This is a genomic window from Pannonibacter sp. I15F10I1 (assembly GCF_900185665.1).
Classification (GTDB): Bacteria; Pseudomonadota; Alphaproteobacteria; order Rhizobiales; family Stappiaceae; genus Pannonibacter; species Pannonibacter indicus.
This window is the reverse complement of sequence record NZ_FYAN01000014.1, coordinates 140,703-166,892: the sequence shown is the minus strand read 5'-3', so window position 1 is coordinate 166,892 and position 26,190 is coordinate 140,703. Positions and strand designations below refer to the sequence as shown.

General features: G+C 63.8%; 22 protein-coding genes. 4 read left to right on the top strand and 18 right to left on the bottom strand.

What is annotated here, in order from left to right; genetic code table 11:
• Positions 1–162 precede the first annotated feature (162 nt).
• Positions 163–2,151: a tyramine oxidase gene (locus IF10I1_RS10475; protein ID WP_186415160.1), complete on the top strand. Its 1,989-nt coding sequence runs from the start codon at positions 163–165 to the stop codon at positions 2,149–2,151.
• A gap of 313 nt (positions 2,152–2,464) precedes the next feature.
• Here IF10I1_RS10475 and IF10I1_RS10470 read toward each other — a convergent pair whose 3' ends face one another.
• The 3 genes from IF10I1_RS10470 to IF10I1_RS10460 form a co-directional block, all read right to left on the bottom strand.
• The gene (locus IF10I1_RS10470) at positions 2,465–5,539 is read right to left on the bottom strand and encodes an AAA family ATPase (protein ID WP_186415159.1); all 3,075 of its coding nucleotides are present in this window, start codon (positions 5,537–5,539) and stop codon (positions 2,465–2,467) included.
• Entirely contained in the window at positions 5,536–6,675 is a 1,140-nt protein-coding gene (locus IF10I1_RS10465; RefSeq protein WP_186392703.1) for an exonuclease SbcCD subunit D, read from the bottom strand. The genes IF10I1_RS10470 and IF10I1_RS10465 overlap by 4 nt, the downstream gene beginning before the upstream one ends.
• A 91-nt stretch (positions 6,676–6,766) precedes the next feature.
• Positions 6,767–6,982 carry a hypothetical protein gene (locus tag IF10I1_RS10460; protein ID WP_119396674.1) on the bottom strand — a complete coding sequence of 72 codons (216 nt, stop codon included), beginning with the start codon at positions 6,980–6,982 and terminating at the stop codon, positions 6,767–6,769.
• On the opposite strand from IF10I1_RS10460, the gene IF10I1_RS10455 reads away from it, so the two are divergent.
• Positions 6,977–7,189: a hypothetical protein gene (locus IF10I1_RS10455; RefSeq protein ID WP_186392702.1), complete on the top strand. Its 213-nt coding sequence runs from the start codon at positions 6,977–6,979 to the stop codon at positions 7,187–7,189. The two genes, IF10I1_RS10460 and IF10I1_RS10455, sit on opposite strands and share 6 nt — an antisense overlap.
• Before the next feature lie 111 nt (positions 7,190–7,300).
• On the opposite strand, the gene IF10I1_RS10450 is transcribed toward IF10I1_RS10455, so the two are convergent.
• The 7 genes from IF10I1_RS10450 to IF10I1_RS10420 form a co-directional block, all read right to left on the bottom strand.
• Entirely contained in the window at positions 7,301–7,918 is a 618-nt protein-coding gene (locus IF10I1_RS10450) for a cysteine hydrolase family protein (RefSeq protein WP_186392701.1), read from the bottom strand.
• Between the two features lie 59 nt (positions 7,919–7,977).
• The gene (locus tag IF10I1_RS10445) at positions 7,978–10,077 is read right to left on the bottom strand and encodes a catalase (RefSeq protein WP_186392700.1); all 2,100 of its coding nucleotides are present in this window, start codon (positions 10,075–10,077) and stop codon (positions 7,978–7,980) included.
• 119 nt (positions 10,078–10,196) lie between these two features.
• Entirely contained in the window at positions 10,197–10,925 is a 729-nt protein-coding gene (locus IF10I1_RS10440; protein ID WP_186392699.1) for a PRC-barrel domain-containing protein, read from the bottom strand.
• Between the two features lie 137 nt (positions 10,926–11,062).
• Entirely contained in the window at positions 11,063–11,569 is a 507-nt protein-coding gene (locus tag IF10I1_RS10435; RefSeq protein ID WP_122520845.1) for a ferritin-like domain-containing protein, read from the bottom strand.
• Between the two features lie 72 nt (positions 11,570–11,641).
• A complete protein-coding gene (locus IF10I1_RS10430) occupies positions 11,642–12,298 on the bottom strand; it encodes a hypothetical protein (protein WP_050472978.1) in 657 nt (218 codons plus the stop codon).
• Positions 12,299–12,746: 448 nt separating this feature from the next.
• On the bottom strand, positions 12,747–13,334 hold the full coding sequence (locus tag IF10I1_RS10425) for a hypothetical protein (protein ID WP_122520843.1): 588 nt from the start codon (positions 13,332–13,334) through the stop codon (positions 12,747–12,749).
• Between the two features lie 48 nt (positions 13,335–13,382).
• Positions 13,383–13,898, bottom strand: coding sequence for a hypothetical protein (locus tag IF10I1_RS10420; protein ID WP_186392698.1), 516 nt, complete (start codon positions 13,896–13,898; stop codon positions 13,383–13,385).
• Positions 13,899–14,919: 1,021 nt separating this feature from the next.
• Here IF10I1_RS10420 and IF10I1_RS10415 point away from each other — a divergent pair.
• Positions 14,920–15,810, top strand: coding sequence for an SDR family oxidoreductase (locus IF10I1_RS10415; RefSeq protein ID WP_050473120.1), 891 nt, complete (start codon positions 14,920–14,922; stop codon positions 15,808–15,810).
• Between the two features lie 79 nt (positions 15,811–15,889).
• Here the strand turns inward: IF10I1_RS10415 and IF10I1_RS10410 are convergent, their stop codons facing one another.
• The 3 genes from IF10I1_RS10410 to IF10I1_RS10400 all read right to left on the bottom strand — a co-directional run bounded on the left by IF10I1_RS10410 (position 15,890) and on the right by IF10I1_RS10400 (position 20,036).
• Positions 15,890–17,020 (bottom strand): NAD(P)-dependent oxidoreductase, encoded by a 1,131-nt coding sequence (locus IF10I1_RS10410; protein ID WP_186392697.1) that lies wholly within the window; start codon positions 17,018–17,020, stop codon positions 15,890–15,892.
• Positions 17,021–17,088: 68 nt separating this feature from the next.
• On the bottom strand, positions 17,089–17,586 hold the full coding sequence (locus IF10I1_RS10405) for a ferritin-like domain-containing protein (protein WP_050472983.1): 498 nt from the start codon (positions 17,584–17,586) through the stop codon (positions 17,089–17,091).
• Between the two features lie 80 nt (positions 17,587–17,666).
• Positions 17,667–20,036, bottom strand: coding sequence for a membrane-bound PQQ-dependent dehydrogenase, glucose/quinate/shikimate family (locus IF10I1_RS10400; protein WP_186392696.1), 2,370 nt, complete (start codon positions 20,034–20,036; stop codon positions 17,667–17,669).
• A 318-nt stretch (positions 20,037–20,354) separates the two neighbouring features.
• On the opposite strand from IF10I1_RS10400, the gene IF10I1_RS10395 reads away from it, so the two are divergent.
• Positions 20,355–20,975 (top strand): sigma-70 family RNA polymerase sigma factor, encoded by a 621-nt coding sequence (locus IF10I1_RS10395; RefSeq protein ID WP_244274493.1) that lies wholly within the window; start codon positions 20,355–20,357, stop codon positions 20,973–20,975.
• A gap of 99 nt (positions 20,976–21,074) precedes the next feature.
• Here IF10I1_RS10395 and IF10I1_RS10390 read toward each other — a convergent pair whose 3' ends face one another.
• The 5 genes from IF10I1_RS10390 to IF10I1_RS10370 all read right to left on the bottom strand — a co-directional run bounded on the left by IF10I1_RS10390 (position 21,075) and on the right by IF10I1_RS10370 (position 26,190).
• Positions 21,075–21,305 (bottom strand): hypothetical protein, encoded by a 231-nt coding sequence (locus IF10I1_RS10390; RefSeq protein WP_050472984.1) that lies wholly within the window; start codon positions 21,303–21,305, stop codon positions 21,075–21,077.
• A 179-nt stretch (positions 21,306–21,484) separates the two neighbouring features.
• Positions 21,485–22,345, bottom strand: coding sequence for a BON domain-containing protein (locus IF10I1_RS10385; RefSeq protein WP_186392695.1), 861 nt, complete (start codon positions 22,343–22,345; stop codon positions 21,485–21,487).
• A 114-nt stretch (positions 22,346–22,459) separates the two neighbouring features.
• On the bottom strand, positions 22,460–22,963 hold the full coding sequence (locus IF10I1_RS10380) for a superoxide dismutase family protein (RefSeq protein ID WP_186392694.1): 504 nt from the start codon (positions 22,961–22,963) through the stop codon (positions 22,460–22,462).
• Between the two features lie 60 nt (positions 22,964–23,023).
• Entirely contained in the window at positions 23,024–24,409 is a 1,386-nt protein-coding gene (locus IF10I1_RS10375; RefSeq protein ID WP_186392693.1) for a cytochrome c, read from the bottom strand.
• A gap of 11 nt (positions 24,410–24,420) precedes the next feature.
• Positions 24,421–26,190 (bottom strand): GMC family oxidoreductase, encoded by a 1,770-nt coding sequence (locus IF10I1_RS10370; protein ID WP_186392692.1) that lies wholly within the window; start codon positions 26,188–26,190, stop codon positions 24,421–24,423.

The following is a 26,190-nucleotide window of genomic DNA, read 5'->3' as shown; positions in this document are numbered from 1 at the left end:
TTTTTCAATGGCCCTGTCGGCTTCGTCCAAGTCTGACGGCCAGCCCGCTTGCACAATCGGATCCCTGAAGTCTTCCGGGGTGCGGAAGCTTGAGCTTTTCAAGGCGTGATGCGCCAGCATCAGCGGCCTTGGGACAACAGCAAAAAACAAGAGGGAACACGGATGAAACTGACAAGACATCTGGCGTCCGGAGCATTGGCTCTGGGGCTGGGCGCGGGGCTTTGGGCCTCAGGAGCTGCTGCCCATCCGCTCGACGGGCTGACGGCGGAGGAATACCAGAAGATCAACCAGATCCTGCGCGATCAGAAAGTCGCGGATGATGACACGCTCTATCCGCTGATCGAGCTGAAGGAGCCGCCCAAAGCGGATGTTCTGGCCTGGACCGAAGGCTCCAGCCTCGACCGCAAGGCAACCGTCTACTTCACCAACGCCGGCGGCTTTGGCGAGGCGGTTGTCAACATCACCCAAGGCACGGTCGAAAGCAACGAGCAGGCGGCAGGCCAGCCGATGGTGCTCTTCACGGAGTTCATCGACGCGCTGGAGGGCGCTCTCAGCCATCCGGAGATGGTGGCGGGCCTTGCCCGGCGCGGGGTGACGCCGGAAGAGGCCTTCTGCCTGCCGCTGACGGGCGGGAATTTCTTTACCGAGGAATACACGAACTCCCGGCTGATGAAGGTGCCCTGCTACAAGGTGCCGGACGGATCCAACTTCTATGCCAAGCCGATCGAGGGGCTTTTCGCCATCTATGATATCGGCAAGAAGGAGGTGCAGCGCGTCATCGACACCGGCACCATTGCGCTGCCTCAGGATGGCTGGGGCTATACGGAGGAGGAAGTGGCCGCGCGCCTGCCGCTGCGCCCGCAGTCCAATCCCGCCACGCTGTCGCAGGAGGGCGGCCCGAACTTCACGGTCAAGGGCAGTCACCTTGAATGGGACATCTGGCGCTTCAATTTCCGCATCGACAAGCGCCCGGGCCTGGTGATCTCGAACCTTGATGTCAACGATCAGGGAACATGGCGGTCCGTCATCTATCAGGCGCATCTGTCCGAGGTCTTCGTGCCCTATATGGACCCGACCGAGGGCTGGTACTGGCGCACCTACATGGACAGCGGCGAATATGGCTTCGGCCTGTTCCTGAGCCCGCTGCGGGCCGGGATCGACTGCCCCAGGCACGCCACCTTCCTTCCGGCAACCATTGCCGATGACAAGGGGGCACCGCTGGTCATTCCCGATGCCATCTGCGTCTTCGAGCGCAACACCGGTGATCCGGCCTGGCGGCATTTCGAGGTCTTTGCCCAGACCCCGGAGACGCCTGTTCCGGCGGAAGGGCGGCCTGCAACGGAGCTCGTGGTGCGCACCGCCTCGGAAGTGGGCAACTACGACTATCTGATCGACTACCGCCTGCAACAGAACGGGCAGATCAACATCTATGTCGGGGCCACCGGGCTTGATGCCGTGAAGGGGGTTGTCTCAACCTCAATGAAGGATGCGACGGCAAAGGAGGACACGGCATATGGCACGTTGATCGCGCCCAATCTCGTTGCGGCCAATCACGATCACTATTTCAACTTCCGCATCGACTTTGACGTCGATCAGCCGGTGAACCATTTCTCCACCATGGACATCGTGCCTGCGAAGCTTGACCCGTCTTCCCCGCGCAAGTCGATGTGGACGGTCGAGCACAACATGCCGCACACGGAGCTGGAGGCGCGCTACAAGATTTCGGCCATGCAGCCGCGCTACTTCCATATCTCGAACCCCTCACGCGAGGGCTATCTCGGCCATGAGCCGGGCTGGATGATCCATCACGGCAATGTTGCCTACGGGCCGTTCGACTTCGCCAACGATCCGCCGATGAAGCGCAACGCCTATATTGAATATTCGGTCTGGAATACGGTCTATGATCCTGAGCAGCGCTATGCGGGCGGCAAGTTCGCCATGCAGAGCGACGGTTCCGACACGCTGGCCGAATGGGTGAAGAAGGACAGGAGCCTGATGGGCCAGGACATCGTGACCTGGTTCACCGCCGGCTTCCACCACATTCCCCGCATGGAGGATTGGCCGGTCATGTCGACGGAGTGGAAGACCGTCCACATCATGCCGCACAACTTCTTTGCCCATAATCCGGCCCTGACGCTCAGAAAGGACTGAGTTCAGGGCCAGGCCCCGGAGAGGCAATCCTCCGGGGCCCGGCCCTTCAGGAAAATGTTTCCATCGGACTGCCAGTCAGGCACCAACTCCTCTCCCCCCTTGAGGGGGAGATGCCCCCGGCAGGGGGCAGAGGGGGGTAACGGACTGTCCGGGTATGAGAGATGTCCTGCCGTACTGCAGCGCTGCTACCCCCCTCTGTCTGCTGCGCAGACATCTCCCCCTCAAGGGGGGAGAGGCGGCTGCGGCAAAAGGAGAGTGCCTTCCTCCCGCTTGCGTCACATGCAAACGATGGCGCGCGTCAGGAAGGACATCATCACGGCAGGCTGCGTTCCTCGATGCTGCTGCCGGCGGCGGATTTGCGGATGTGGAAGCCGTTGGGAATGGCTTCCTGCACCTGCGGCACATGGGAAATCAGGCCGACGGCCCGGTTCTGGCTGACCAGCGCGCCCAGCACCTGCAGCACCTGATCGAGTGTGCCCGAGCCATTTTCCGTATCGAGACTGCCAAAGCCTTCGTCGATGAAGATCGTGTCGAGCCGCACCTTGCCGCTGGCGCCTTCCACCACATCGGCAAGGCCAAGTGCAAGGGCGAGGGCAGCAATGAAGCTTTCGCCGCCGGAGAGCGTGCCTGTGCCCCGTGCCTTGCCCGTGTGCATGTCGAAGACCTGAATGCCAAGGCCGCGCTTGCCGGCGCCCGTGCCGTCCATGTCGCGCTCCAGCCGGTAACGGCTCGCCGTCATCGGCGCCAGCCGCAGGTTGGCCGCCTCGAGCACCTGATCGAACATGGCGCCGATGGCAAAGGTCTCCAGCGTCAGCTTCTGCGGGTTGCCGCCATTCACCAGAGCTGCAAGCGCCCGCAAGGGGGCAGTTTCAGCCTCCGCAGCCTTCGCCTTCCCGACCATCTCAGACAGGGAGGTCTTGACGCGCTCGAGGTGGGCCGCCCGGCTGGCTGCCGCGGCGCGCTCTTCCGATGCCAGCGCCAGCTTTTCAGCAAAGGCAGCATGGGCCTCACGCAAGGAGGCGGTATCCGGGCGGCTGGCATCGCCGGTTGCCAGCGCCGCTGCGCTGGCGGCGTCTTCCCCGCTCCGGTGCTCGCGCCAGAAGGCTTCGACGGCTTGCCTGTCGGCATCAAGCGTTGCGATCGCCGGTTTGAGAGACTGAAAAGCCTCAAGGCTCAAGTCCGCTCCGGCAAGCCTTGCAGCAAATGCTTCCTCGGCCTTCTGCTGCCGCTCCTGGCAGCTCAGATGCTGCGCCTTGGCGTTTTCGAGGTCGCGTGCGGCAGCAAGGGCCTTTTCCCGCGCTGCCCGGTCAGCTGCGGCGGCTGCCGTCCGCCCGGCCACAAGCTTGTCCAGCGCCTGCGAGACCTTGTGAAGGGCCGCAGCAAGGGCCTGCGGGCTCCGGAGGTCTGCGGGCACGTCTGCAAGCTGGCTGTCTCTGGCGCTGATGGCGGATGTTGCCCTGTTGCGGCTTTCTTCGAACTGATCCCGCAGGCTGTCGCGCTCCAGTTCAAGGGCGGCAAGCTGCTGGTCCAGCGCGGCAAGACCGTCTTCGGCGGAAGCGGCATCTGCCTCCTGCCCGAGCGCAGCGAGCGCGTCTGCCAGCTGTCTCAAGCGTCCGGCCAGAAGCTGCGCGGGCTCTTCGGGCTGTGAAAGCGCGGCAAGGCGCGCCTCCCGCTCCGCCCGTGTTGCCTTGAGGCCTGCCAGCTTTTCAGCCGCCTGGCCCACCTCGCGGCTGGCTGCCTCCCATGCGGCCTTTGCCGTCCGGAAGGCTGCGTCCAGCCCTGCGTTGGCGGCTTCGCCCGTGGCGGGAGCCGGGTGCTTGGTGGCGCCGCAGACGGGGCAGGGCGCGCCCGGCTCCAGCCGGGTGGCCAGATGCAGCGCCTGTGCGCCCGAAAGGCTCCGTTCAGCGGCATCGAGATCCCGCTGCGCCTGTCCGGCCTTTTCCTGGGTTGCGTCATGAACAAGCCGCTGCCGCTCTTCCGCGCTACGGGCTTCGGACACCTCCTCAAGCGCTCTGGCATAGGCGGATGCAGCCGCATGTCTTGCGTCAAGCTCCCGGTGCTGTCCGGCGAGAAGGGCGCGCTGCTTTTCCGTCTCGCGCTGCACTTTCAAGGATTCCTGCGCCCGGTCCCGCTCCTGCCGCAGGCCGGCAAGCCTGCCTTGTGCCGTCTCCAGCCTGGCTGCGGCCTCTTCCTGGGCCTTCAGCGCGGCGGAGGCTGTCTCTTCGCTTCCGGCGGCCGCTTCCAGAACACGGCCATAGCGGCCAAGGTCATCCTTCTGGCGGCGCAGTGTTTCCACTTCGTCAGACCGCGCCTCCTCACGCTGCAGCGCCGCCTCTGCGTCCGCCGCCGCTTTCGCGGTTTTCCCGGCGCTCTCTGTTGCAAGCCGCAGAGCTCCGGCGGCCTTTTCGGTTTCCGCCGTTGCATCTTTCACCCGCTCTTCCGGGTCGAGGAGGCTGCGCGCAAGATCAGCCTGCCGCACTTGTCCGGCCAGCGCTTCAATCTGCGGGCGCCGGGCTTCCAGTTCCGCCAGCCGTGCCTGCGCCTGATCTGCAGCGGCGAATTTCTCCTCAAGGGCTTCAGCAAGCCGCAGGCGCTTTTCGGCGGCCTCCGTTTCGGCTTTTTCTGCCGTAAGGGCAAGCTCAAGCCCGGCAAGGCGGGCCTGAGCCGCTTCGATGCCCTCATCCAGTGCATCGAAGCTCTCGAAGCCCTCCGCATTCAACTGCCGGGCGGACAGGGCAAGCTCCTCGCGCACATGCCGCTCGGCAGCCTCGGCTTCCGATTTCAGATCCGCCATGAGCGCTTCATAGCGGGAGACGTCGAAGAGCTCGCGCAGGATCTCCAGCCGCTCCTTTGTCTTGGCGGCCAGAAATTCCTCAAACCGGCCCTGCGGCAGCAGCACGATCTGGCGGAACTGCCGCGCGCCATAGCCGAGCAGATCCTCGATGGCCGCATCCACATCCCGCACCTTCTTTTCAGCGATGATGCGGCCGCGCTGCGCCTGTGAAATCTCCTCCGGCTCCAGACCGGTGGCATCGAAAAGATAGGCTTCATGCGCGCTGCGGGTTTCGCCGCCGCCCCGGGTCTTGAGGCGCATCTGTTCCGGGCGGCGCAGGGCGGTGTAGCGGCGCTCTGCGATGTCGAAGACAAATTCGACTTCGGTCAGCATGTCCGCATCGGCGTGGTCCGAGCGCAGCGAGGAGGCGTCCTGCTCCGCCTTGGCGGCCTCACCGAAAAGGGCGAAGGTCATGGCGCTGAAGATCGTCGATTTGCCCGAGCCCGTCTGGCCATAGATGCCGAAAAGACCAGCATCGACAGCCTTGCGGAAATCAATGGTGACCCGGCCGGGGTAGGGGCCGAAGGCCTGAAGGGTGAGCCTGACCGGTCTCATTGCCCGTCCTCCTTCATGCGCAGGCGCTCCAGCGCGGCGCCGAGAACCTTCAGTTCCGCCTCAGACAGGCGGTTGCCCCGCACCTGCTCCAGGAAATCGCCCATCACCGTCACCGGGTCGGCCGCTGCCACCGTGTAGCTGGCGGATTTCATCTCCGGTGCGCGCTGGTGGCGCTCGTAGACGAGTTCGCAGGCATTGGGAAACACCTCCCGCAGCCGCTTCATGCCATCGATGACCGGTGCCTCATCGGTGAGAACGGCCTTGATGAAATCGCCCGAGGGCGGCGCCTGGAGCAGCTCCGCATGTGTACCCTTCAGCACGCGCACGCGGCGCAGCGGGGTGAAGGGAATTTCCTCGACCATGGTCCGGCCTGCGGCATCCAGCTCGACAAGGCTCATGGATTTCGCACAGTCTGCCTCATCGAAACCGAAAGCCAGAGGCGATCCGGAATAACGGATATGGGGTGCTCCCACCTCCTGCGGCCTGTGCAGATGCCCGAGCGCAACATAGTGGGCGCCAGTGAACACCTCCGTGCTGACCGTCTCGATGCCTCCGACCCGGGTCAGGGGCCGTTCGCTTTCGCTGTTGGAGGCTTCGGCCACAAAGGCATGGGCAACGGCAACCCAGCGCGCCCCTTCGGGCAGATGGCTGCGGGCGCTGGCGATCTGGGCGCGCAGCACGTCCTCCGGGCTGTGCAGAGTATCGTCGGAAAAACACTCGCGGGCGGCGTGCTCATAGGCGAAAGGCAGGCCGGTGAAGGCCACCGGTCCTGCTGCATCCTGCAGAACGAGCGGCATCTCGCTGGCGCTGATGACACCCCGGATCAGGGCGCGTCGTGTGTCGGTCATGACGGACATCGCGGCAATGCGGTCACCGGAATCATGGTTTCCGGCGATCATCACCACAGCCGCGCGGGTTTGCGAGGCAACCTGCGAGAGGAAGGTGTTGAACTGGCGGACGGCGGGGGCAGGCGGGGCGGCCCGGTCGAAAATATCCCCGGCGATGACGAGGACATCCGCATCTCTGGACACAAGCGCATCAAGGATCTGGCCAAGGATGGCATCATGATCTGCCTCCAGCGGCAGGCCGTTGAACTGCCGCCCGAGATGCAGATCTGCCGTATGGAGAATCCTCATGCGCGCACCTGTCAGGTTTTGAACGCATGAGGTTTAAAGGCAGACCGGCTGCTTCGTCTACCTGCCGTCTCCCGGCCCGCCGGCCTGTCAGTCAATAATTCGCGGGCGGATCGCTCGCCGGAAAGGACTCGTCGCTTTCCTCATCAACCTTGTCCCAGTCTTCCGGCGGATTTTTCATCTCCTGCGGACCGGCGTTGCGGATATCCGGATAGTCGCCGGTATAGGCAGGCGCTGTTGCTGCCCGGTAGAATGCAAACCCGGCAAGGGCTGCAAAGCCAAGCCTGCAGAGATTGGACATGCTGTGCATGAAGAGATCTCCCTGTTGGAAGGTTACACTGGCCTGCATTGGCCAGACGAAAATGTTATGTTCGATGCTGTTCTGTCACCGCAGGCCGAAGAACGACAGGATGGCGACGATGACCACGATCAGTCCGACCAGATAGATGATGTTGTTCATGGTGAAGTCCTCTCCTTTTCTGGAACAGTGAAGCGATGCATATGCGGCTTCCTCTGAGGTTCAACAGAAAGGGGCAGGGAATGTTCCGGTGAATGAAGTCTCTGTGACTTCCGGCGGGATAAACGCCTGTCTGGCGGTGGAATGGATGACAGTGCCGTCCAGGGCGGCTTATCCGGGGCGCCAGCTTTCCAGCACTTCCTGCGCAAGGGCGACTTCAACCTGGGTGCCGAACCGTCGCAGGCACAGATCCATCAGGGCGTCGTGGCTGCGGTCGGAGGAACTGCACAGCGCGTCGCGGATCAGCACCACGCGGTACCCCCGGTCAATGGCGCCGAGGGCGGTGGAAAGCACGCAGATATCGGTTTCTCCACCGGTCAGAAGAAGAGTGTGAGCCTTGATCTTGCGCAGCAGCCCATCCAGGGCCGGGGTCAGCCAGGGGGAGTAGACTTGCTTGCCGACCACATGGGCCGGGGGCACGAAGCGGGCAAGGGCAGGGACCAGATCCGCCGCCTGCCGCCCGATCCGGTCCAGCGTCACGTCCTGCCATTTGCGGTAATAGCGCCGCCAGGCACCTCCTGCATCTTCAGGAGATGCAGGAGGCAGGAACCGGGTAAATACGGTATGCGCCGGAGCATGCTCGCAAAGCCGTACGACAGTGGGCTCGATCCGCTCCAGCCAGGGCACCGCCCAGGGCGAACCGGCCGCAAACAGGCGCTGCATGTCCACGCAGATGTGGATGCAGCCGCTTCCAAGCGGGCCATGAAGCAGTCCCTGCTTGCCGCTCATCGCGTCCTCGGGTCTTTCCGTGGGCGTGGCTCTGGCATCGTCCGGGCCTTTCTTGCCCCTCAGGACAGGAGCACGCGCTCGCGTGACCACAGCCGCAACTTGCGGCAGCGGACGACAAAGCTGGCACCTGTGCCTGTCTCCAGCGGCATCATGCCTTCGTCAGCATCCGGGGCGATCCCGGCGGCCTGAAGCAGGGGCGCTGCGCCCGGTGTGTGGCCGATGAACTTGCAATGGGCGAAGGCATCGGTGACGAAATCCCGGCCCGGCGCTTCCTGTGCCAGGAGGTCTGCCCCCTCCGGCGTCAGGATCAGAGCCACCGCATCGAAGAGCACCGAGGGGCCACCGTCGATGAGATGTGTGACGGGAACGAAACTGCCGTCACCAGCGGTGATCCCGCCAGCCTTGCGGGCGATGATTTCAAGCTTTGCACCTTCGGCCTCAAGCGCGGCCTTCAGTTCCTGCAGCAGCCTGCCGTCTGCACCGTCGCAGGTCAGCACGCCGACCTTGCGTCCGGCGAAACTCGCCGGGGCATTCTTCAAGATGCTGAGGGCGGGCGAGGGCGGCAGATCCCGCGGCGGCACGGCAGCGTCCGCCGGGTCCGGCAGAGGTTCGATGCCGAGTTTGCCGGCCACCCTTTCGGCCAGCGGGCCGTCGATGTTGAGCAGATGCGCCACCATGCGTTCGCGGATCACCGGCATCTCGCATTTCGACAACTCGAAGATGAGCGCGTCTGCAATGTGCTTCTGCTCCACGGCCGTCTGGCTCAGGTAGAATTGCCGCGCCTGGCTGTAATGATCGGCAAAGCTCTCCGGGCGCAGGCGCTGCTTGGGGCCCTCCACCTGCGCAGGATAGGTGCGGATGCCGGTTACCGGATCTTCGCGCGGCCCTTCACCCCAGGAATTCGGCTGATAATTGGCCCGTCCCCTCGGATTGTGCATGGCCATGTGCCCGTCCTGCTGGAAATGCGCGAAGGGGCATTTGGGGGCATTGACCGGGATGTGGGTGAAGTTCGGGCTGCCAAGCCGTTTCAGCTGGGTGTCGAGATAGGAGAAGTTGCGCCCCTGCAGCAGCGGATCATCGGAAAAGCCGATCCCCGGCGGGACATTCTGCGTCATGAAGGCGACCTGTTCGGTTTCGGCGAAGAAGTTGTCCGGCATCCTGTCGAGGATCAGCCGTCCCACCGGGACAGGCGCGAGGATTTCCTCCGGAATGATCTTGGTCGGATCCAGCACGTCGAAATCGAAACTATCTGCAAAATCCTGGTCGAACAGCTGCAGGCAGAGCTCCCATTCCGGGAACTGTCCGGAAGTGATGGCCTCCCAGAGGTCGCGGCGATGGAAATCCGGATCGGCGCCGTTGATCTTCAGCGCCTCGTTCCAAAGCACCGACTGCATGCCGGACTTGGGCTTCCAGATGAACTTGACGAAGGTTGATTTACCTTCCTCTGTCACCAGACGGAAGGTGTGGACGCCGAAGCCTTCCATGAAACGGAAAGAGCGCGGTATGGCCCGGTCGGACATGACCCACATGATCATGTGCATCGATTCCGGCGTCAGCGAGATGAAATCCCAGAAATTGTCATGCGCCGATTGCGCCTGCGGAAAGGCCCTGTCGGGTTCCGGCTTCACGGAATGGATCACATCGGGGAATTTGATCGCGTCCTGAATGAAGAAGACCGGGATGTTGTTGCCCACCAGATCCCAGTTGCCTTCCTTCGTATAGAATTTGACGGCAAAGCCCCGCACATCGCGCGCAAGATCGAAGCTGCCCTTCGAGCCTGCCACCGTGGAAAAACGTACAAAGACGGGCGTGATTTCGCCCGCGCGCTGGAAAATATCCGCGCTGGTGTATTCGGCAAGCGACTTGTAGGTCTCGAAATAGCCATGAGCCCCATAGCCCCGCGCATGGACGACGCGCTCGGGGATGCGTTCATGGTCAAAATGAAAGATCTTTTCGCGGAAATGCTGGTCTTCCATCAGCGCCGGCCCGCGTGCGCCGGCCCGCAGCGTGTTCTGGTCGTCTCCAACCGGCGTGCCCTGTGCCGTGGTCAGGATGTCCATGCCCTCTTCGGCGGTCTGATGAAGTTCCCCGCCGTGGCCCCGGGTGAGGGTCTGGTCATGGATCCTCGCGGACCGTGCGGGTGGATGCTGCTGGCTCATCGGTTTTCTCCGCTCGCTGGCTTGAAAGAGGTCTGCCGTTCCCATTGCTGCGGAAAGGCGGCGTCAGTTGAGGGCGGGATGCCCGCCCCCTGATGGGGGCGGGGACGGGCACCGCAAGGTCAGTTCGCCTGCGGGGCGACCGGACGGCCAAGCGTCTCCGGATTGGTCTGGTCGTATTCCGGCAGGGATTCGATCTGGTCACGGGTCCAGGGCAGATAGACCCGGGTCTCGGTGTTGTTGGCATAGACCGTCAGATCGGACACCGGCACGGCAACGCGGCGCTGGCCGATACCGAGGAAGCCGCCCACATCCAGAAGAACGTGGGTGATTGTTTCAGGCGTGGCCGAGGGGGCCGGCGTCGGCTGCGTGACGCCGGACTGGCCGGTTACGGAACCGCCTGTTGCGCCACCGGTACCCGGCTGTGCCTGCTGGCCCGGCATGCTGCCGGTGCCACCCGTCTGGCTGTCCGGCGACATGCCGGTTCCGGTGGTGGTATCTGTGCCTGCCGCCGGAGGCGTGCCGGCCGTGCCGCCCGGGCTGGTGCTGGCCGGGGGCTGAGCGGCACCGGCAGCACTGGAGTCAATCACCAGATCCTGCACCGAGCCGATGGAGTCACCCGTGGCGTCATAGATGGTGGCGCCAAGCAGGTCCTCGGCCGTCAGCACGATATCCTGACGGGCATAGCCTTCAGGCGCGGTGAAGCCCGGCATTGCGCCCGTATCTGCGCCGGTGCCCGGCGCCGTCTGCTGCATTCCGGGCTGGGTGCCCGGCTGCGTACCGGTCTGGGCAAGGGCGGAGGTTGCGGCAAAGGCCGAAACCAGCATGGTTGTCATAAGCAGCTTTTTCATTGGTATCTCCTTGGTGAGACTGCCGCAGCGCGGCGGCAGCGCGGGGTTGCGGCGCAAGGACATGACGGCGGGCGCAAGCCGCCTCTCTCCCCGTGTTTTGCGCGGGGATGGTCCAGCACCGGAATGTGTGTCAGGGCCTAGCGGCCGGCCGTCAGATCAGCGGCACTGCGCTCAAGGAAACGCCGTGCGGTTCCATCAAGGTGCTCGAAAAGCCAGTCGGCCATGTCCTGCTCTTCCGTGAGGATCTGCTGGAAAACGGCGATGGCAGGTTCGTCACCCAGCTCGCGGGCTGCGGCGATCAGCACCTTGTAGGCCGCGATCTCCATGTGTTCGAACGTGTAGCTGGCCATGCCGCCTTTCACGACTTCATCGCTGGCAAAAAGCCCGCTCAAAGCCTGGCCGCTGGCTGCCACCTTGCCCATCACGTCCTTGACGGTGGAGGTGTCTGTAGCGCGGTCCTCCAGGAGCTTGCGCAGGGCGTCCTCCTGACGCTCGGTCTCTGTGATGTGCTGCCGGATTCGGGCGCTGAGCTCGGGGTAGTTCTCCAGCCTCGACATCATGCCCCGCATCATGGTCAGGGCCTGTTCCTCCATGGCGTGCGCGTCGCGCAGCCAGGAGAGATAATTCTCGCGGATCTCTTCCATAGGGTGTTCCTTTGTTGGCTGCCGTTTCTGTGGGGCAGGCCGCAGGGGGGGAGGGCCCCCCTGCGTTCCGGGTCAGCGGCGGCGGTTGTCCCAGCCGCGGCGCGAGGCCTCGGAGTGGCCCTCGTAGTCACCGAACCAGCCGCCCTGGCCGTGGTCCCTGGAATGATCATCATCCCGGTGGCGCGAATAGCGGCGGTCATCATCGCCATAACGGCTGGAGGACCGGCCATAGGTGCCGCGCTCATCCTGTCCGCGGCGGTGCTCCCAGCCACGGCGCGAGGCTTCGGAATGGCCTTCGTGATCACCGAACCAGCCACCCTGACCGCGGTCATGGGAGTAGTCGTCATAGTGGCCGCGGGACGAACGGCGATCGTCGTCGTCATCCTCGTAGCGGCTGGATGAACGGGAATAGGAGCCACGTCCGTCGTCCTCGCGGCGGTGTTCCCAACCGCGGCGGGAAGCCTCGGAATGGCCGCGCGGATCGCCGAACCAGCCGCCATGGCTGTGCTCACGGCCATAGTCGTCATCACGGTGGCTGGAGTAGCGGCGGTCGTCTTCGTCGTGACGGCTGCTGTAGCGCCCATTGTGGCCGTTTTCGCTCATGAAGCGGCCATACCTGTCACGCTCACGGTAGGTGCTGCCGCCGTGGCGGCCATAGCCACGGTGATCGTCGTCACTCACGAAGCGGCCATGGGAGTCGCGTTCGGGCATGTCGTTGTATCTCGGCATTCTATCCTCCTTCGGAGTTTTCGGGCCTCGCTCCTCAAACCGCGCCGGAAAAAAGTGCGGGAGGGAAGGTCCGGGTCCGGCACCATGCCGGAATAGGACGGAAGCCGGAGACCTTGGATGGCAGGTGTGCAGGGCCTAATTGCCCTTGCCTGCCCTGTCTGTCTGCTTCCGTCTGTGCCTGCCATGTCCGGCATGCGACTGGTTCAACAGGCAGCTGGGCGGGATGTTCCTGAGTTCGGGCAGATCATTTGAGAAAGCCGGAAAAATCGGTCTGTCCACCCTGCGCCGGCATGCCGGACCTTGCTTATTCATCTGAAGAAAAAGGTTTTCGGCTGGAGGACGCCTGGAAGCTCTGCCCCGTTTACATACGGAAACGGCAGAGCTGTTGCTCCGCCGTCTGTGCCGGTTGAGAATTTTCGCGAACCGCAGAGCCCGCTTATAGGTCAGGTCAGATCGGCGGCAGGGGAGAGCGGGTGCGCAGCCGTTCCCGCCGTGTTGCTTCGGCAGTGTCATAGTCCCAGCCTTCGGCCTCGAACCGGGTTCTCAGATCACCAAAGCCGACCGTCGGCACCTGATCGAGAGCGGCAATGACCTCGGCACGCCGCTCCTCCGGGAACCGGACGGTCAGCGCCACGTTGCCGCGCCGCATGGCCTCGTCAAAAACCGGAGCATCGCTGTCACTTACGCCCATATCCGTCAAAGCGCCAATGGCACTTCCGGCGACTGCCCCGCCGACTGCGCCGGCAGCTGCCGTTGCGAGCCAGCCGGCGGCGACAAGCGGGCCGATGCCCGGGATGGAAATGGCGCCAAGTCCGGCCAGAAGCCCGGCGCCGGCGCCAGCGACCGATCCGATCCCCGCGCCAGTTGCCGTCCCCGAAGCCTCATCATTCGGCACTCCGGCTGGCTCGTAGCGCTCCTGCAGGCTGCTGCCGCCGACCAGCGATACATCAATATGGTTGCGGCCGAGCGCCGTCAGCTTGGCATGAGCGCGTTCGGCGGTGGCGAGATCCGGATAAACTCGTGTTACGACAGGCATTGCAATTCTCCTTGGTTGTTAAGTGCGTTTCATTACGGGTTGGCCTGGTCACTGGGCTGCCGGAGTGGTGACGACGTTGCCCCGGTAGTCGACGGCAACCGACACCGGCTGTCCGTCCACTGTGCCGGTCCCGCGCCAGATGCCCTGATCATCCAGAGTGAGCTGGGAGACATTCGCGACATTCCACGCCATGGCGCGGTCGCGGGCCTGCTCTTCGGTGAAGCTGTTTGCACCTTCAAACGGAGCACCCGATTCCGGTGCGGACTGAGACCAGGTGTGGGAGTCGCAGACCTCGAGAAACTGGTCCCGGGTCAGGCCCTGTTCGCCGATGACAATGCCATCGATCATTGTCCGTGCCTCTTCGCGAGCGGCCTCGCTCTGGCTCAGAAAGCCGTCTCCATCCAGATCGAGCGCATCGAACTGCGCCTGGCAGTCCACCTGCACAGCGTCCCGGCCGGTGAGCGGGTCGGCCCCTTGCGAAGGCGGCACCGTATCCTGCGCCGATGCCAGAGACGGAAAGGCGAGCGCTGCGATCACCGTGAATGCAAAACCGTGGCGTGTCATTTTGGTCCTCCTGGATATGCGGCGGTTTGGTCCGCCGGTGCGCTGGTGAACCTGACCCCGGGCGAAATGTTCCAGCGCCACGCTGAGGCCGCTTTTCTGCCTCTCCGGCAACAATCTTGGGGAACAATGCAGAGTCCTGGCAGTTGGCCTTCCCGAGTGCTGACGGGCTGCAGCAGTCCGGCTGTCCGGTGGGGATCTACTGAAGAGAGACTTCGTAAGGGCAGCCCGGAGAATCCGGCGCAGCATCTCTGGCGGCCAGCTGACGCAAGATCTTGCTGAATAGGGGAATTGCAGGCTGCCTCCGCCCTGGCGGGAGCGATCCTGACGATGTCAGGCACTTTCCCGCCAGCGCAAAAGGTTGCGGATGTCCCGTGCCGCTGTGGCGGGCTCAACGTCTCCAGGGGGGACGATTCAAAACCCTGTCATCCATAGCTGCCGGTGGTGCGTAGCCTCTGGACTGGTGCGTTGATCCTGATCACGCGCTCAATGAAACGGATTCCTGATGTAGATGTGCCGAACTTAGTGGGGAGTAGAAATGTCGACACGCATCATGATGAACTGCAAACTGGAACGGGAAAATGGGAAGCTCCTTCAACTTTTTTATCGGACAGCGCGTGGATTTGTTCTCCGACGGGGAGGATATTTTCTTCGAAGCGGAGAGGGTCTTTGGGACTGCAGAGGCCGATCGCTCTGTGCCGGAGCATCTCCAGACAGCTGCAATGGCTTTGGGGCAGGCCCTTGATATCCGCCACGGCGGAGATGGGGCGCATCTGCAACGGACAAAGCCTCCTGGCCGCCGCGAAGCCGCATTCTCGGGGATGGGCGGTGGCGGCGCCCTTCAGGGATTTGACCGCACGAGACGGGGTGGCAGGTCATAAGCTGCCACCCGCCGGGAACATGCCCGCTGTTTGCCGGTTGCTGACCGGTCCATAACAGCGGAGGCATTGAGATGACCCATTCCACACACGGCGGCGCAGGCCGCGCCGCCCGGTCTTCCGGCAACCCGGAGGAAGGCCGCTCCATGCAGCAGGACAACGGTGCCCCGGCCAAGGGGCACCGGTCCTTCCCCCGCCCGCCGTTTCCCGAACAGACCCAGGACCTGCCGGGCAGTTTCCAGAAAATGGATCCGCGGCCGGATCACGGCGAGGAGACATGGCGCGGCGCTGACCGGCTGAAGGGGCTGGTGGCGCTCATCACCGGCGGGGACAGCGGCATCGGCCGGGCCGTGGCCATTGCCTATGCCCGCGAAGGCGCTGATGTGATCCTTGCTTATCTCAACGAAAGTGATGACGCTGCCGACACTGTCCGGCTCATCGAGGAAAGCGGCCGCCGCTGCCTGTCGATTGCGGGTGACATTGCGGAGGCGGAATTCTGCCGGGCCATTGTCCGCAAGGCGGTCGATACCTTCGGACGGATCGACATTCTGGTGAACAACGCCGCGCATCAGGACACGTTCGACGAGTTGAGCGAAATCTCCGACGAGGAGTGGGAGCGCACCTTCGCGGTGAACATTCATGCCATGTTCTGGCTTACCCGCGCGGCGGTGCCGCATATGGCGCCGGGAAGCTCCATCATCAACACGGCCTCGATCAACTCCGACATGCCCAACCCGACCCTCTTGGCCTATGCCACCACCAAGGGAGCGATCCAGAACTTCACGGGCGGGCTGGCTCAGTTGCTGGCGGAGAAGGGGATCCGGGTCAATTGTGTCGCGCCCGGGCCGGTCTGGACCCCGCTCATTCCTGCCAGCATGTCCGGCAGCAGGGTGGCGAAGTTCGGCGGCGACACTCCGATGAAACGCCCGGCACAGCCGGCAGAGCTGGCATCTGCCTATGTGATGCTGGCCGAACCGGTGTCGAGCTACACCTCGGGGGCGACCATTGCCGTAACTGGCGGCAAGCCTCTGATCTGATCGAATGGAAAAAGGGCTATGGGACTGAAGCTTCAGTGTCATAGCCCTTTGCTTCGTCCCCTTCACATGTGCCTTGGAGTCACGACAATGAACGCCGGGCCCGTCTCCTGCCCGGGCCGACCAGGCCGGCATGCCGGTGCAGGTTCTCAAGGATATGGCTTGCGCGGTCTTCCGTCCCGGCTTCCGCAGTCCACAGGATCAGGTCTGCAAGGCTGCGCGACAGGGAAAGACCGGGCACGAAGCCGATCCGGTCTTCGGCAGTGCCCGGTTCGCCAACAAGGTGCCGTGCGGTGCCCTTGCAGGCCATCTGCAGCGGGGCCGCTGCCCTTTCTCCGGCATAGGCAGCCATTGCCAGCATTCCGGCAATGTCCGCCGCACTGTGGCCGATGCCTGAACTGATGTTGAGCGGCAGCATGTCCCGGGTGCAATTGAGCAGCGCCAGACGGAAGGCGCGGACGGCGTCATGCACATGCAGCCAGTCGTCCGTCTGCCCGCCATCCTCCAGCACGGGCGGGCGCCTGCCTGCGAGCAGATGGCTGGCCATCAGCCCGGTTTCGCCGCAGAAGGTGCCGCCGCCCGGGAGCGGCGGGCCATAAAGGCGCCCCATGCGCAGCACTGCCGCTTTCGCGCCCGTAACCGCGCTCCATTTGCGCACCATTCTTTCGCGCATCACGCAGAGCTTGGCCGCATGGGTCAAAGGGGCAGGGGGCGTGTCTTCCGGGGTGGGCATGGCCGCGATGGGCTGGTCCCTCAGGCAGCGCGCCTGCCATCTTCCCGCTTCAAGGTCGTAGATCGTGCGCCGTGCCGGTTGCGGCACGCCGTCTTCATCGATGTAGCGCCCTTCGCCGTAAACCGTCAGGCTGGACTGCAGCACCAGCCGCTCGACCCCGGCTGCCGCTGCGGCCCGCAACAGCGTCACCGTCTGGGCCAGAGGAGGGGGCGGGCGCAGCCGCTCCCGGTCGAGCGGGTGCACCGGATCAATCAGATGGATCACGTGCTTGGCCCGCTTGAGGGCCTGATCGAGACGGTCAAGGTCATCCAGCTCGCTGGTGATCAGTTCCGCATCCAGCGGCGGTGGCCAGAGGTCTCCGTCCCAGGTGCCGGGCAGGCCGTCATCCCAGGCGATCACGTCATGCCCCTGCGCACGAAGCCCGGCCACCAGATGGCGCCCGTGGTAGCTGCAGGCCGATGTCACTAATACGCAGGTCATGTGTTCCTCTGATATAAAGAGGCTGGCTGCGCATGGGACGCAGCCAGCCCTGTCGTTTTCTTCCGGCGTCAGGCAGCCTTGAGCGCGGCCTTGTTGAGCGAGCCCTCCGCCAGCTTTGTCAGCTTGCCGTCGGTGGCCTCTTCCTCGTTCAGCGTGTCCTGAAGGATCTTTGCGATCTCTCGCTGGCCAAGCAGTTCTGCCCAGTTGCGCAGCGTGCCATAGCGTGAGATCTCGTAATGCTCGACCGCCTGGGCCGAGGCAATGAGCCCGGCATCAAGGGCGGGCGAACCCTTGAAGCTCTCAAGCACGTCCTCGCCTTCCTCCAGAATGCCTTCGATGGCCTGACAGGTCTTGCCGCGGGCGGGCTTGCCCAGAATGTCGAACACCTCCTGCAGGCGTTCCACATGGGTCTGGGTCTCGTCGTGGTGCTTCTCGAAAGCAGTGCTCAATTCCGGCGAATTGGCGCCTCTTGCCATTTTCGGCAGGGCCTTCAGGATCTTGCGTTCGGCGTAATAGACGTCCTTCAAGAGGTCCATAAACAGGTCTTCGAGGGTCTTGGTCTTCATGGCTTTCTCCTTTGCTGGTGAGTTGGCCGGCCGGGCTCAGGTGCAGTAACCGGAGCCTCGGCGGTTTGTTCCAGCCCGCATCAGTTGGCGGGGGGCGGCGGGGAATTTTCGTCCTGCAGTGCATAGGCGATGACATAGTCCCCGGCCTTCGTGCCGACCGAGCCGTGGCCGCCTGCGACCATCACCACATACTGGCGCCCGTCGAGGGCGTAGGTCAGCGGTGTGGCCTGACCGCCTGCGGGCAGCCGCGCCCGCCAGATTTCCGCGCCCGTGGTCAGGTCATAGCCGCGCAGATAGTCGTCCACCGTTGCGCCGAGGAAGGCGACGCCGCCAGCGGTGATGATGGGGCCGCCGATGCCGGGAACGCCGGTCTTGAACGGCAGGGGCAGGGGCGTCATGTCGCGCACGGTGCCGTTGCGGCGCATCCAGACGATCTCGCCGCTGCGCAGGTCCGCTCCGGCCACATAACCCCAGGGCGGAGCAGAGCAGGGCACGCCGAGGGGGCCGAGGAATGGCCCCATGAAGACGCCGAAGTCAGCTCCTTCGTTGCGGTTGAGACCTTGCTCGGAGGCTTTCTCGTCCTCTCCTTTCGGCGGAATTTCCGAAGCCGGAACCAGCCTGACGGTGAAGGGCAGGTAGGTCGGCATGCCGAACATCACCTGCCGCACCGGGTCGACCGCGATGGAGCCCCAGTTGAAGACCCCGAAGTTTCCGGGGTGGACGATGCTGCCTTCGATGGAGGGCGGCGTGTAGCGGCCTTCATAGTTCAGGGTGTGGAACTGGATCCGGCAGGCGAGCTGGTCGAACAGGGAGATGCCCCACATATCCGCCTCGCGCAGCTTCGGGGGCTCGAAGGACAGCGCGGAGACCGGCTGTGTGGGTGCGGTCCATTCGCCTGCAATCGCCCCGGCAGGGGCTGCGCGCTCGCCCACGGGCAGAAGCGGCGCGCCCGTCCGCCGGTCGAGGACGTAGATGTCGCCCTGTTTCGTGGGCTGGACAAGAGCAGGCACGCGGCCCTGTGGCATGTCGAGATCGATCAGAACGGGCTGGGCGGGCACATCCATGTCCCACAGGTCGTGACGGACGGTCTGGAACACCCAGACCCTGCGTCCGGTGCGGATGTCGAGGGCCACCACGGAAGAGGAATGCGCTTCGGTGGCGGCGCTGCGCCCGGTGCCCAGCTGGTCGGGAACCTCGTTGCCGAGCGGGATATAGACCAGCCCCAGCGCCTCGTCATAGGAGAAGATGGACCAGCTGTTGGGAGAGTTGGCGGTATAGGTCTCGCCGCCGGCAATGTCGATCGGGGCGGTATTGTCCGGGTTGCCGCTGTCCCAGTTCCAGATCAGCTGGCCTGTCAGCAGGTCATAGGCGCGGATCACGCCGGAAGGCGAGTTTACGGAGAAATTGTCATTCACTGCGCCACCGATGATCAGCTTGCCGTCCACTGCGACCGGGGGCGAGGTGGAGTAGTAATAGCCCGGCGGCTGGTAAGGCATGCCCGGGAGCAGCGAGATTTCTCCGCCCTCGCCAAAGCTGGCGCAGGGCTCTCCGCTGGCGGCATCGAGCGCGACCACACGGGCATCGGCGGTGGGCATATAGACCCTTGCTGCACAGGCTTCACCGGGTGCGGCCGCCGGATTTTCCCAGTAGGTCACACCCCGGCAGGTCTGATGCTGACGGTCCGGCTCCATTCCGGATTTTGCGTCATGACGCCAGATTTCCCGTCCCGTTGCGGCGCTGATGGCGATGGCAATGTTATGCGGCGTGCACAGATACAGATTGTTTCCGACCTTCAGCGGCGTCACCTGATAGGTGGTTTCGGTCACATCCTCAGGCAGGCGTACATCTCCGGTCTGGTAGCGCCAGACCTCGGTCAGGGAGCCAATAGTCTCCGGCGTGATCTGATCGAGCGGTGAGTAGCGCTGGCCGTAGCTGCCGCGCCCATAAAGCCGCCAGTCCTCATCGGCAAAATCCGCGCCTCCGGCAGGGGAGGGATTGACCGTGTCCGCTCTCAGAGTGCCCGAAATATTCTTGGGGTCACGCAGGACGGAGCCGAGCGCCACGGCACCGCAGGCCAGCAGGACAACCGCAAGACAAGCCGCACCCGGAGACCGTCCGGCTGCGTCTGCTTCACCGCCGGCGACCGGACGGAACCTGTCCAGGCCGATCAGCCACAGACCCATCAGCACCAGCAGCCAGCCGCGCGGCGCGAGCTGATACCAGTCGGGCCCTACTTCCCACAGCGCCCAGACCATCGTGCCTGCGAGGATGGCGGCGTAGACGGTCAGCGCATGTTGCGGCCGGTGGAGCAGGCAATGAGCCGTAAGGGCAAGGCCCAGCCCGATGAGCAGATAGGCGGGACTTCCGCCCAGCCAGACGAGCTGGACGCCCGGAAGGGCGAGGGCAAGGCCAACAAGAACGAAGAGAATGGCGGTCAGGAACCGGGCCATGAGGAAGGTCTCCTTTCGGTCTGTCAGGACGTGCGGCCGCGGCTCCTGCCCGCGGTGTCCGCTGGTCCAGACAGTCCCGCCGGCTGCTTCCCGGCCCATGAACCTCTGCCCTCAAGGATTGTTCCCGGTCTGCCCGGATTGCTTTTTCGGATGCAGGCGGACCCGGCCACAAAATCAACTTGTATGACACCTACATTCAGATTGCTGGGAACAATCTGCCCGTCCGTGGATTGCAATCGACGTGACCACAAGCCGCAGGCCGCACACCTATTCCTCACACCCGCAGCCGCTGGCAAGAACACGACCAGGGAGAAATTCATGACCGACTGGATGACAATCGCGGGGGCTGAAAGCACACGTGCGCCTTCCTGGGGAGGCAGGGCATCGGGGCAAACGTGCAAGCAGGAGATCATCCGGCTGAAGCCGGACGGGCGCAGACCCAGATCGACAGCGGCAGGAAAGCGCTGCGGGGAGGAGATCGTCAGCTACATTCCGGCACTGCGTATTTTCGCGCGGTCTTTATGCCGCAATCCGGTTGAGGCTGATGATCTGGTGCAGGAAACCCTGTTACGGGCCATCGAAAGGGTAAATCAGTTCGAGCCCGGCACCAATTTGAGGGCGTGGCTTTTCACCATCATGCGCAACCGGTTCTATTCCAACTGGGCCAAGCGGTCGCGCGAGCGCACCGGTGATCAGGATTGCGTCTCCGGAGAGCCGGTGGCGGTGGCCGACACCCAGATCTGGCATCTGCGCATGCAGGAGATGGAGGAAGCCCTTCATCAGCTGCCGATCCATTACCGGGAGACCATCATTCTCGTGGCGGTACTCGGCGAAAGCTACATTCACGCCTCGCAGATCCTCGGCTGCGACATCGGCACGATCAAAAGCCGGGTAAACAGGGCGAGAGCTGCCTTGCGGGACAAGCTTGATGAAATCTAACCGGCCATAGGCCTTTCAGCCCAGGCGGTTTCAGCCATTTTTGCAGACGCGGTCTTCCAGGGGCTGCGTACTGGCGCTTTTGCACGTGTGCGCGGGACTTCAGTGCGTGTCGCGCAAGCTTCTCGGCAGGAGCGCTGCACCGTCATGGGCACTTTCAAGCGCCTCGCCCAGTGCAAGGGCCAGATCCTGGAGCCTTTCCGGCACCGGTTCTGCCTCTGCGGCATCAACGATTTCGCGCGCTTCCTCCTGAAAGGCCTCGCGCTCTTCATGTCCCTCGTGAGGGGAACCGGCCGGTCCGTCCGGCTGCTGGGTCTTGTCTTCGCTGAACATCGCGGGGTTCCGGTTCTTTCGGGTATCTTGAAGTATCATATACCCTTTTCCCGCAGGTCGGCGAGCCCGGCACGGTCACATTGTTGAGCGTTTCTAAAATAAATGGTTTACATTAAGCAACCGGCGGCGTGCAGAAGTGCACGCCGCCGGTTGATCGTTTCATGCTTTCACTCAGTCACTCAGCTTTCCTTGGGCCGCGTCCGTGCGGCGGTTCTGGTGCCCGCTGTGCCGGTGCCGGACGATTCATCGCTGTCCCCGGACGCCTCCTGGACCCGCAGATTGTTCTGGACGTGCTGCACGCCTGAACAGTCCTCGATGCAGTCTTCTGCGGCTCGCTTGGCCTGGCGGGACGAGACGTGGCCGTTGAGTGTCACTTCCCCGTTGGAAACCTCCACGGTAATGCCGCTGGCATCCACCGTATCGGCGTCCACGAGCCGGTCGCATACATCTTCCCGGATGCGGTCGTCGCTGCGCTTGTAATCCTTCGGCCCATGGCCGCGGAAGCCGCGTGCCCCGGTTTCCTGGCGGCCCTGCCCCTGCAGGGCCGAGAGCATGCCGGGGTCATAGACGCGTGGGGGGAAGCCCGGGCCGTTTTCGTAGCCGGGGCCGCCATACATGCCGCTCTCGCTGTTGCGGCCCCAGCGGCGCTCGTCGTCCCAGCCGCGCATCTGTTCATCGTGGCGCTGGTCGTGACGGGCAAATCCGAAGGCGTTGCCGTCGTCCTGCACGCCATAGTCCGGACGGCCGTAATCCTGACGGCCATAGGACTGCGGCAGACGCCCCGGCGCGCGGCCCGGCTCACGTCCATACATCCGCCCGTACATGCTGCCGTTCTCGTAAGGATCCTGGTCGCGGCGGTAGCTGCTGCCGTACCGGTCGTCATCATCGTCACGGGCCTGCGGACGATCATATTCCCGCGTGGGCCAGTAAAGCGAGCGCTCGTCTTCCATGGAGCGGCCTTCGCGGCCATAGCGGGGTCTGCCACGGCTCTGATCATTGCGCTCATCGTAGTAACGCTCTTCATAACGGCGGTCTGCCATTGCTTTTCCTCCTGTGCTGCCCGCCCTCCGGAGTGGCTGGCGGGGTGTTGCCGCAGAGGGCCTCTGCGTTGTGCGTCAACCATGCGGGATGGGGAATGTTCCTGGATTACGGCCTTACTCGATGACCGCGCAGGCGAGGCGGTCTCCGGCATTTCCAGAGGGCTGACTGCGATAGTCATCGGCCTGCGCATGGATCATCAGCGCCCGGCCGCGGATCGAGTTTCCGCCTTCGTTGAGGGTCACAAGCGGATTGTGCACCTCGACACGCGCCATGCCCTCCGCGTCGGTCCGGATATTGGGCATGTCTCCGGCCTGCGGCCCTGTCTCTGACAGGTATCCATGCTCCACACCTTCCGGATTGAAGTGGTCCCCGGCAGATTCATGACCGCCATGGGGATCGCAGCTGCCCGTCTCGTGAATGTGGAAGCCGAGCCATTGGTTGGGCGGCAGGGCGCCGAGGTCGAGCTTGATCAGCACGCCGCTTGGAGTTTCAGTCAGGGTGGCGGTGCCGGTTTCGGTGCCCTCCCCATTGACGAAAGTGGTTCTTGCTTCCTGCGCAGCGGCAGGAAGGGGCAGCACCAGAAGCGTGCCAAGCAGGATGCGGGTCAGGTGTCTCATCGGTCTGTCCTCCTGTTGAGGACTGGGGAACCGTCTCCCGCCTGCGTTGTTCCCGCTTTCCTAAGGCCTGCCGCTGCCGTCTTTCTGCTGCGCAAGCGCTGGTTCCTGTGCGCGGATCTCCTTCACGTCCTCCGCCGAGACCGGTGTGCCGTCATTGTCCCAGGCCTGACGCACGAAACTGGCAAGTTCAGCAATTTCGCTGTCGGTCAGCCGGTTCGCATAGCCCTGCATCACCAGCGGCATCGGCCGCTTTTCCGTCCCCTCCACCTTCGCGCCATGCAGGATGATGGAGATCAGCGGCGTGACTTCCTCCGACACGACGAGGCTGTTGCCCTGAAGCGCGGGGAAGATATCCGGAGATCCCCGTCCGGTGACGAAATGGCACTGGGCGCAATTGTCCAGATAAAGCCTTGCACCCAGCGGCATATAGGATGGGGCCATGCTCAGCATGCGCGTTGTTGCCTCCCCTGCCTGATCCGTGCCGGCAGGCGGCAGGGCGAGCGGGCCTTCGGGCACAGCCGTTTCCGGCGGATCATGCGGCTCGTCATCCTGCGCCTTGAGAAACCGCGCCATGGCAATGATGTCCTCGTCACTGAGGTATTGCAGAGAATGCTCCACCACGAGGCCCATCTCGCCATTGGCGGTGGAGGCAAAGTTGCGGCCCGTGGCGAGAAAGGCTGTCAGTTCACCGATGGGCCATTTGCGGATGACGCTTTGCGGCCCGCGCAGGGGCGGTGCTTCCTGTCCCTCGATATATCCCCCCGTCAGGAAGGCAGGCTCATCCGCCTTGAGGCCGTCCTGCCCCATGTAGACCGTCCGGGGGCTGTGACAGGCAGCGCAGTGGCCGGGGCCTTCCACCAGATATTGCCCGCGATCCAGAACGGGATCACCCATGGTGCCGGTGAAGCCGCTGTCATGGCGCAGGGTCAGCCAGTTCAGGGCCCTGAGGCCCCAGCGCTGATTGAAGGGGAAGGGCAGTTCCGGCTCTTTCACCGCGTTGCGCACGGGCGGCACCTCTTCCATGAAGAAGCGGTACAGCGCGCGGATGTCCGTTTCGGTCATAAAGCGGAAGTTCTCATAGGGCATGGCCGGGTAGAGATGGCTGCCATCGGCGCGCAGTCCATCCACCAGTGCCGCCCGGAACTGGTCCAGCGTCCAGCCGCCGATGCCTGTTTCCGGGTCCGGCGTGATATTGGCCGTATAGATTGTGCCAAGCGGGCTTTCGATCGGCCGTCCGCCCGCGAGATCCGCGCCGCCATCGGCCGTATGGCAGGCGATGCAGTCACCGGCACGCATCACATATTCGCCCGCGCCGGCTTCCGGCTCCCAGCCTTCCGGCGGCAGCTGCGACATCGGGGTGCGGCTCACCGGGATCAGGATGATGGCGGCCATGACAAGCCCGCCGGTGACAGCGAGAGCCAGCAGAATTTGAAGAAAGATCCTCATCTCTTGCCCCCTCAGACCAGCGGGCCCGGATTGGGCAGGTACTGCTTCCGGATCGCATCCGCGGCCCAGTAGGCGAGCCCGCCAACCAGCCCTGTGGGATTGTACTGGGTGTTCTGGACGAAAGCGCCGGCGCCCATGACGAAGACATTGTGCTTGTCCCAGGCCTGCAGATACCGGTTCAGCGGCCCGCCGTCCGGAGTTGCGCTCATGATCGAACCGCCGGTGTTATGCGTGGTCTGATAGGGCCGTATGTCGTAAAGGGACTCCTCGTCCTTGTAGTCGCCATGCATCAGGTCCGGCTGCATGGACCGGGCAAGCGCCTCGATCTTTTCCTGCAGAAAGGCGTTCAACCGCAGCTCGTTGGCGTGCCAGTTGAAGGTGATCCGCATCAGCGGCCTGCCGTGCCGGTCGCGGTAAGTGGGGTCGAGATCGCAATAGTGGTCCCGGTAGGACATGACCGAGCCATGATGCGAGATGTTCATCCCGTGGCCATACCATTCCGCAATGGCGGCCTTCCAGCGCGCCCCCCATTCGGGCGTGCCTTCCGGCAGGGGCATGTTGCGGATCGGCTGGCCATTGGTCTGCGCCGAGGAAATATAGGCCCCGCCAATGAAGCCCTCCGCACCGAAGTCGATGGCGTTCATGCCGAAATCGTCGATGCACATGCCGTTGATGCCGGAGCCGACAAAGGGATTGAAATGCTCGTTGCGGAAGAACAGCGAGGTGGAGCCGGTGATCTGATAGCCGTAGTTCTTGCCCGTCACCCCTTCGCCCGTCGCCGGGTCATAGGGCTGACCGATGCCGGACAACAGCATCAGGCGCACATTCTCGATCTGATAGGCCGCCAGGATCACCAGATCTGCGGGCTGGAACACCTCCTCGCCCGCCGCTTCGTCGTAATAGGTCACGCCGGTGGCCGTGCGCCCATCCGCTGCCATCTCCACGCGCAGCACCTCCGCTCCGGTCCGGTAGCTGAAGTTGGGCTTGCGGAACAGGGCGGCGAGGATGGTCGTCTGCGGTGAGGATTTGGAATACTGGTAGCAGCCGTAGCGTTCGCAGAAGCCGCAGAAATTGCAGGCGCCCATCTGCATGCCGTACTCGTTGACATAGGATGTGGAGGCATTGCCGCCGGGACGGGGGAAGGGGTGATAGCCCATGGCCTTTGCGGCTTCGGCGAATTTGACACCGTTCCATGTCATCGGCAGAGGCGGCATCGGATAATCGCGTGAGCGCCAGCCCTCATACGGGTTGCCGCCGTCCCGGATTTCCCCGCGGATGTTGCCGGCGATGCCGCTGATGCCCGCCACCCGCTCAAACCGGTCGAAAAAGGGCTCCAGCTCGTCATAGGTGACGGGATAATCGGCAATGGTCATGTCTTCGGGGATGATGCCCGCACCCCAGCGCTCAGTGATGTAGCTCCGCAGCCGCAGTTCCTCCGGCTGGGGGCGCCAGTTCTGGCCGTTCCAGTGCACGCCGGATCCGCCCACGCCGTTGCCGAGCAGGAAGGAGCCCCATTTTCGGATCGGCAAGGCCGTTTCTGACAGGTCCCGGCGGAAGGTCACGGTGGATTGTGCCGGGCGCAGCATCATCTTGTGGCGCTCGCCCTGGCTCAACTCGTCGATCATCTGCGGATAGCGCATTTCCGGCACTGTCCGGCGGTCCGGGCCGCGTTCCAGCGCCAGGACCTCAAGACCCTCACTGGCAAGCTCCATTCCGAGGATGGCTCCGGTCCAGCCGAGGCCAACGATCACGGCGTCCTTCTTCGTCTCCTGCCGGGCCAT

Bases quoted from the DNA above. Each gene is read 5' to 3' on its own strand.
- IF10I1_RS10475 (WP_186415160.1), top strand. From the start codon at position 163: ATGAAACTGACAAGACATCTGGCGTCCGGAGCATTGGCTCTGGGGCTG.
- IF10I1_RS10470 (WP_186415159.1), bottom strand. From the start codon at position 5,539: ATGAGACCGGTCAGGCTCACCCTTCAGGCCTTCGGCCCCTACCCCGGC.
- IF10I1_RS10465 (WP_186392703.1), bottom strand. From the start codon at position 6,675: ATGAGGATTCTCCATACGGCAGATCTGCATCTCGGGCGGCAGTTCAAC.
- IF10I1_RS10460 (WP_119396674.1), bottom strand. From the start codon at position 6,982: ATGCACAGCATGTCCAATCTCTGCAGGCTTGGCTTTGCAGCCCTTGCC.
- IF10I1_RS10450 (WP_186392701.1), bottom strand. From the start codon at position 7,918: ATGAGCGGCAAGCAGGGACTGCTTCATGGCCCGCTTGGAAGCGGCTGC.
- IF10I1_RS10445 (WP_186392700.1), bottom strand. From the start codon at position 10,077: ATGAGCCAGCAGCATCCACCCGCACGGTCCGCGAGGATCCATGACCAG.
- IF10I1_RS10440 (WP_186392699.1), bottom strand. From the start codon at position 10,925: ATGAAAAAGCTGCTTATGACAACCATGCTGGTTTCGGCCTTTGCCGCA.
- IF10I1_RS10435 (WP_122520845.1), bottom strand. From the start codon at position 11,569: ATGGAAGAGATCCGCGAGAATTATCTCTCCTGGCTGCGCGACGCGCAC.
- IF10I1_RS10430 (WP_050472978.1), bottom strand. From the start codon at position 12,298: ATGCCGAGATACAACGACATGCCCGAACGCGACTCCCATGGCCGCTTC.
- IF10I1_RS10425 (WP_122520843.1), bottom strand. From the start codon at position 13,334: ATGCCTGTCGTAACACGAGTTTATCCGGATCTCGCCACCGCCGAACGC.
- IF10I1_RS10420 (WP_186392698.1), bottom strand. From the start codon at position 13,898: ATGACACGCCACGGTTTTGCATTCACGGTGATCGCAGCGCTCGCCTTT.
- IF10I1_RS10415 (WP_050473120.1), top strand. From the start codon at position 14,920: ATGCAGCAGGACAACGGTGCCCCGGCCAAGGGGCACCGGTCCTTCCCC.
- IF10I1_RS10410 (WP_186392697.1), bottom strand. From the start codon at position 17,020: ATGACCTGCGTATTAGTGACATCGGCCTGCAGCTACCACGGGCGCCAT.
- IF10I1_RS10405 (WP_050472983.1), bottom strand. From the start codon at position 17,586: ATGAAGACCAAGACCCTCGAAGACCTGTTTATGGACCTCTTGAAGGAC.
- IF10I1_RS10400 (WP_186392696.1), bottom strand. From the start codon at position 20,036: ATGGCCCGGTTCCTGACCGCCATTCTCTTCGTTCTTGTTGGCCTTGCC.
- IF10I1_RS10395 (WP_244274493.1), top strand. From the start codon at position 20,355: ATGACCGACTGGATGACAATCGCGGGGGCTGAAAGCACACGTGCGCCT.
- IF10I1_RS10390 (WP_050472984.1), bottom strand. From the start codon at position 21,305: ATGTTCAGCGAAGACAAGACCCAGCAGCCGGACGGACCGGCCGGTTCC.
- IF10I1_RS10385 (WP_186392695.1), bottom strand. From the start codon at position 22,345: ATGGCAGACCGCCGTTATGAAGAGCGTTACTACGATGAGCGCAATGAT.
- IF10I1_RS10380 (WP_186392694.1), bottom strand. From the start codon at position 22,963: ATGAGACACCTGACCCGCATCCTGCTTGGCACGCTTCTGGTGCTGCCC.
- IF10I1_RS10375 (WP_186392693.1), bottom strand. From the start codon at position 24,409: ATGAGGATCTTTCTTCAAATTCTGCTGGCTCTCGCTGTCACCGGCGGG.
- IF10I1_RS10370 (WP_186392692.1), bottom strand. From the start codon at position 26,190: ATGGCCCGGCAGGAGACGAAGAAGGACGCCGTGATCGTTGGCCTCGGC.